General features: G+C 31.3%; 1 pseudogene. It reads left to right on the forward strand.

The features are described 5' to 3' along the window. Positions 1–626 (forward strand): annotated as a pseudogene (locus BAQ44_RS14515) (RNA-guided endonuclease InsQ/TnpB family protein); the annotation flags it as partial.

A 626-nucleotide genomic window follows, 5' to 3' on the forward strand; every position in this document is an offset into this window, starting at 1 on the left:
ACAAACTTTTATATACGCCAGGTGTACACTGGATTAACACAAGAAAAAGAGTTGCAGCCTTTGCAAAAAGAAGTTCTGGATAATATTCATAAAAATATTGGTAAGATGAATGACACACAACTTCTTGCCTATCAGAAGAAATTGGAAAAAGAGAAATTAAAGCCTAAAGAAGAGCAGAAAGAGATTACATGTAATTTGTTTTCAGAACCTAATTTTGAAAAACCTTATGTAGATTACAACTTTCTAGATGCATTATTTAAGGCTATGATTCAAAATGATTATCGAGCTTTGCCTACGCAATGTAGCCAGTCAATCATGAAAGGTTTGTTCCAAAATTGGAAATCTTTTTTTGCTAGTTTAAAAGACTATAAAAAGAATCCAAACAAATATGCTGGACCACCTAGAATTCCAAAGTATATTCGTTCTTCTGAAAAAGAGATTCTGTATACAAACCAAGATTGCATCATTAAAAACAGTAGATTTTTAAAGTTTCCAAAGACGAAATTGCAATTAAATATTGGGAAACTAGGTTTCACTGAAGGTAAACTGAAACAAGTTCGTGTGATTCCAAAATACAATGAATATGTAGTGGAATTGGTAATTGATGTTCCTTCTGAACAACAAAT

Origin of the sequence: Bacillus mobilis (assembly GCF_001884045.1) — a bacterium.
Lineage (GTDB): Bacteria > Bacillota > Bacilli > Bacillales > Bacillaceae_G > Bacillus_A > Bacillus_A mobilis.